5 protein-coding genes are annotated in these 4,326 nt (G+C 62.7%); 1 reads left to right on the forward strand and 4 read right to left on the reverse strand.

All coding sequences use genetic code 11. The features are described from left to right. A partial coding sequence (locus MOV75_RS28710; RefSeq protein WP_247007023.1) for a DsbA family protein occupies positions 1–592 on the forward strand: 592 nt, incomplete at its 5' end. A 77-nt stretch (positions 593–669) separates the two neighbouring features. Here MOV75_RS28710 and MOV75_RS28715 read toward each other — a convergent pair. The 4 genes from MOV75_RS28715 to MOV75_RS28730 form a co-directional block, all read right to left on the reverse strand. Then, entirely contained in the window at positions 670–876 is a 207-nt protein-coding gene (locus MOV75_RS28715; protein WP_246930262.1) for a hypothetical protein, read from the reverse strand. An 81-nt stretch (positions 877–957) separates the two neighbouring features. Continuing rightward, the gene (locus MOV75_RS28720) at positions 958–2,028 is read right to left on the reverse strand and encodes a phospholipase (protein WP_246930261.1); all 1,071 of its coding nucleotides are present in this window, start codon (positions 2,026–2,028) and stop codon (positions 958–960) included. A gap of 55 nt (positions 2,029–2,083) precedes the next feature. Beyond that, positions 2,084–3,553 carry a hypothetical protein gene (locus tag MOV75_RS28725; RefSeq protein ID WP_246930260.1) on the reverse strand — a complete coding sequence of 490 codons (1,470 nt, stop codon included), beginning with the start codon at positions 3,551–3,553 and terminating at the stop codon, positions 2,084–2,086. Between the two features lie 168 nt (positions 3,554–3,721). Continuing rightward, positions 3,722–4,326: S1C family serine protease (locus MOV75_RS28730; RefSeq protein WP_247007024.1), on the reverse strand; the 605-nt coding region annotated here is incomplete at its 5' end.

Below are 4,326 nucleotides of genomic sequence, written 5' to 3' on the forward strand. Positions count from 1 at the left end.
CGCCCTCGCGGCGGGTCGCATCACGTCGGCGCGGGCAGCCGCCGATAATGACGAGGTGCTGACCGAAGCCAAGGTGCTGCGCGATCCCGACACGCCCGTCGCCGGCAACCCCAACGGCAACGTCACCATCGTCGAATGGTCCGACTACAATTGCCCCTATTGCCGCAAGCTCGAGCCCGAGCTGCGCCAGGTCGTCCAGGACGATGGCAAGGTGCGGCTGGTGATGAAGGACTGGCCGATCCTCGGGCCGGTCTCGGTCACGGCGGCGCGGACCGCGCTCGCGGCGAAATTCCAGGACAAGTACCATCCGGCCCATGACGCCTTGATGGGCGTCAGCTCACGCCTGACCGAGCCGCGTATCAACGAGTTGCTGGCGGCCGCCGGCGTCGACATGGATCGCCTGAAACGCGACCTTGCCGACCATGGCAGCGACATCGACGCCCTGCTCAAGCGCAACAACGAGCAGGCTGAAGCCTTTGGTTTCAGCGGCACCCCATCCTTCATCGTCGGCAAGTACCGCGTACCCGGCGTGCTCAGCATGACCGAGTTCGAGCAGGTCATCGCCGATGCCCGCAAGGCCAAGATGAACTGACGCGCAGCGTTGATCGGAGCCAACACAAAGGCGCCGCCGCGGATCCGCGACGGCGCCTCGTTCATGATACGGCATCGTTACTTCGACGAGATCCGGACCCAGTCCTTGTGCGCGCGATCGCGCAGCGCATCCCAATCCGCCTTCGCCACGTCCCAGTTCACGATGGTGCGATTGGTGATCGCCACCTCGCCATTGGCGACCGATGACGTCTGCATGGAATCATAGACATAGACGCCGCCCGCAAGCAGCAGCGCGCCCAGGACCATTCCGAAAAAAGTCTGCATGGCGAACCTCCGGTGACCGGCAATAACGTCGGCCCGGAGCGATGGTTCCGGGGCAGTACGGCGCAGGTAAGGTCGGATCGTTCAGGTCCCATTCAGCCACTCCAGCAGCTCCGCGTTGATCTCGCGCGGATAGGTGTGGCTGAGGTCGTCGATCTCGCGATAGGTGACATCGGCGCCGGCCGCTGCGAGCGCCGCCTGCGTCTGGCGCGCGGTCTGCACGGGAAACATCCAGTCGAGCTTGCCGTGGGTGATGAAGACAGGCAGCCTCTGCAGGCGCGTGGCGTCGGCCATCTCCGCCATCAGCGGATGGAAGGTCGCGGACACCGGCGCCAGATGGGTGAAGGGCGAGGCTCCGTCGAGCCCGCTCACGTAACAGAAGGTGCCGCCGTCGCTCATCCCGGTCAGCAGCATGCGCGAGGCATCGACGGTCCAACGGCCGCGCACGGTTTCGAGGATGCGCATGAGATTGGGCGTATCGGCATCGTCGCCCATCAGCGCCCAGGTCGGGCCGGTCGCGGTCGGCGCCACCAGGATCGCACCACAGCTGCGGGCGTCGCGCAGCCAGCTCCACAGGAAGCCGCGGCCGTTGCCGCTGCCGCCATGCAGCGCCATCACCAGCGGCATGGCGCGATCGGCCAAGTAATATTCGGGCACATAGACCGAGAAGCCGCCGCGGCTGCCGGGCTCGTTGTGATCGTGGAAGATGCCGGTATTTTCGCGCGCGCCGACTTCGAGCCGCGACAACAGGTTCGCATTTTCGCGATTGGCGTCGTTGAGGAAGAAGCTGCTCACCGGTGGAAATTGCACCGAAAGGGGATAAAGCGCCTCCTGCGCGCGCGGCAGGTGGCGCAGCGCGCGGAAAACCGCGACGAGATCGCCATTGCCGCGCTCGACCTCGCGGATGCCGGCAAAGGCGGCGAGCGTCTCGTCGCAGGCGCGGTCCAGTCGCTCGCGCAGGCCGGCGAACTGGTCCGGCCAATCCGCGATCGCAATACGTGCGGCCTGCAGTGCCTCATCCGGCGCGCCGATCGCGTTCATGACAGAAGCAAAGGCCGGCGGATGCAGATGCCTTTGGAAAAATCCAAGCGCTTCCAGCGCATTGAGCAGTGGCGGGAGCACGGCCACGATGTCATCGATCACGGCCTCGGTCATCGCGGCTTCCTCCGGACGTAGGGCAATGTCGATGCCATCCGGCCATATGGTCGCGCTACTTGCCCGGCACCTTCTCCTGAGTCTTAAATCCCAGGTACGCGGAATTGACAATCCCCATGAGCATGAGGAGATAGGCGTCGAATTCGACGAAGATGAAATTCGCGACGGCATTCCAGGCAAAGATGATCGCGAGGATGCCGGTCCAGCCAATCATCTGGATTCTGTGCAGCTTGGGACCGCCGCCGTCCGAGATCAGATCGGCCCAGAAGCCTTTCGTTATCTCCCTTTCGACCGGTTTGTCGGGGTCATCTCTGTCCAGGATAACGGCGGTGAGTCCCGTCACGCTGTTGATGCCGAGCAGGACGAGGATCGCTTCTGTGATGACGTTTCTGTAAATTCCCAGAGTGAGCCAGATGAAGATGAAGCCCGCGATCGACAGGCCGAGCCACAGCGCCATTTGAGCCCGGCCTAGGCTGAAGCTACCTCCCGGATGGTCTTTTGTGGAGGCGTTCTTGCAGGCAAGCAGCACTTGCGTGGCCTGCGCAGATCTGTCGGCGAGCGCCTGATTGGCGGGATCAGCTGCGGCTGCCGCACGGGCAATTCTGTCATTGTACTCCGCGATCTCGATGTTCGAGAGTGCATGGTCGCGCAATATGCTCGAGTTGGCAGCGAAGATCGCGAACGCGACGGCGAGCAGGATAACCGATAGAGCGCCGAGGCCGACGACCGGCGGCCAGTACACTCGGAATCTGATCGCCTCCTGGCGCTCGATTTCCGGAGTACTGCCTTGAGATCGCGACAGCCCTACCCGGAGCGATGCGACCCCTCGATCTGTTTTTCCCCCGAGCAATTTGCGCCAGAATTTGGCGTCCTCTGACGTTGCGTCGGGATTTTGACCGAATTTGTAAGAGAGCAACTGGGGTGCTGGCGTTGCACGTGCACCAAGCGCTAGCGGAGATCGGCTGCCGTTCAGGAAGAGCGAGACGGCCTCGATCGGAGCTGGCTGATCGCGGGCCGCTTTGGCCGCCACGAGCGCCAACTTGACGGCGGCCAGCTCCCTTTCGGGCCCGTCCTTTTTGCCCGCTGGCGCATTGTCGAACGCGGTCTGAGCGGCAACGACTTCCTTCTCCTTCAGCTCAACTGTCGCCTTGAGCTTGTCCAGCGAGGCTTGTGACGCGACTCCGGCCGCGACTACGCAAATGTGGCCGTCCAGTCTGACTGTGGGAGGCCAGACCGCGACGATGCGCAGCTTCCCCTCATTGTCGGACTTTGCCTCCTCGCTCAACGGATTCGGCTGTTCGAGATCCTTGTTGAGTTTGGGTCCGCAGTCGTCGCGTGCATCTTTCGCACTTGATACCACTACTCCCGCAGCGGATTTCGACTCGTAGAGCCATTGATCGAAATGAGCCTCGAACGCCACGATAAGGACGCAGGACACAAGTAGAATGAGACCAAGGACCGCCAGAACTCTGGTTGTCTTTCTGGTGGGTTCGTTTTGTAAATTGATCCCCGACGCGGACAGCAAAGCGTCCTCCCCAAATCAATTCCATTACGCATTATTCAAATATTCCTGAATTGGATCAGAGACACGTTTAAATTGCAAGTTGCAAAAACGCCGCGTCCTCAGTGAGTCGCGGCGAGCGCGCGCATCCGGGCCAGCCTTACTCAGCTCAGGGTTATCCTGTGGTGCCGATCAATGCAGCTTCGGCGCCTTCAAGAGCTTGAAGCGATCGGTCGATGTCACCGTGACGTCGAAGGTGACGCCTTGGTGATGCACGGTCAGCGGCACGTCGACGCCGGCGGCGCCGAGCGACCACATCTTCTTGTAGAAGGCGGTCTGGCTCGTGACCTTGTCGCCGTCGACGGCGAGGATGATGTCGTCGGTCTTGAGTTCGGCGCGCGCCGCCGGACCGTTGGCGGAGATCCCGATCACCACCACGCGGTTGTCGATCTCGGTCGAGTAGAGCCCGAGCCAGGGCCGCGCAGGCTTGTTGACGCGACCAAACTTGCGCAGATCGTCCAGGATCGGCTTCAACAGGTCGATCGGCACGACCATGTTGACGTGCTCGGCCTTGCCGTCGCGTTCACGCTCCAGCTGAAGCGAGCCGATGCCGATCAACTCGCCGCGCTCGTTGAGCAGCGCGGTGCCGCCCCAGTTCGGATGCGCGGGATAGGTGAAGACGGCTTCGTCCAGCAGATATTCCCAGTAACCGGCGAATTCCTGCTTGGCCACGATCTGGCTCGCGACCGAGCGCGTGCGGCCGCCGGCGCCGCCGACCACGACGCGGTCGCCGATCT

This window comes from Bradyrhizobium sp. PRIMUS42 (assembly GCF_023006515.1).
GTDB lineage: Bacteria > Pseudomonadota > Alphaproteobacteria > Rhizobiales > Xanthobacteraceae > Bradyrhizobium.

What these genes read in the sequence shown, in the direction of transcription:
- MOV75_RS28720 (WP_246930261.1), bottom strand. Translation starts at nt 2,028, where the DNA reads ATGACCGAGGCCGTGATCGATGACATCGTGGCCGTGCTCCCGCCACTG.
- MOV75_RS28715 (WP_246930262.1), bottom strand. Translation starts at nt 876, where the DNA reads ATGCAGACTTTTTTCGGAATGGTCCTGGGCGCGCTGCTGCTTGCGGGC.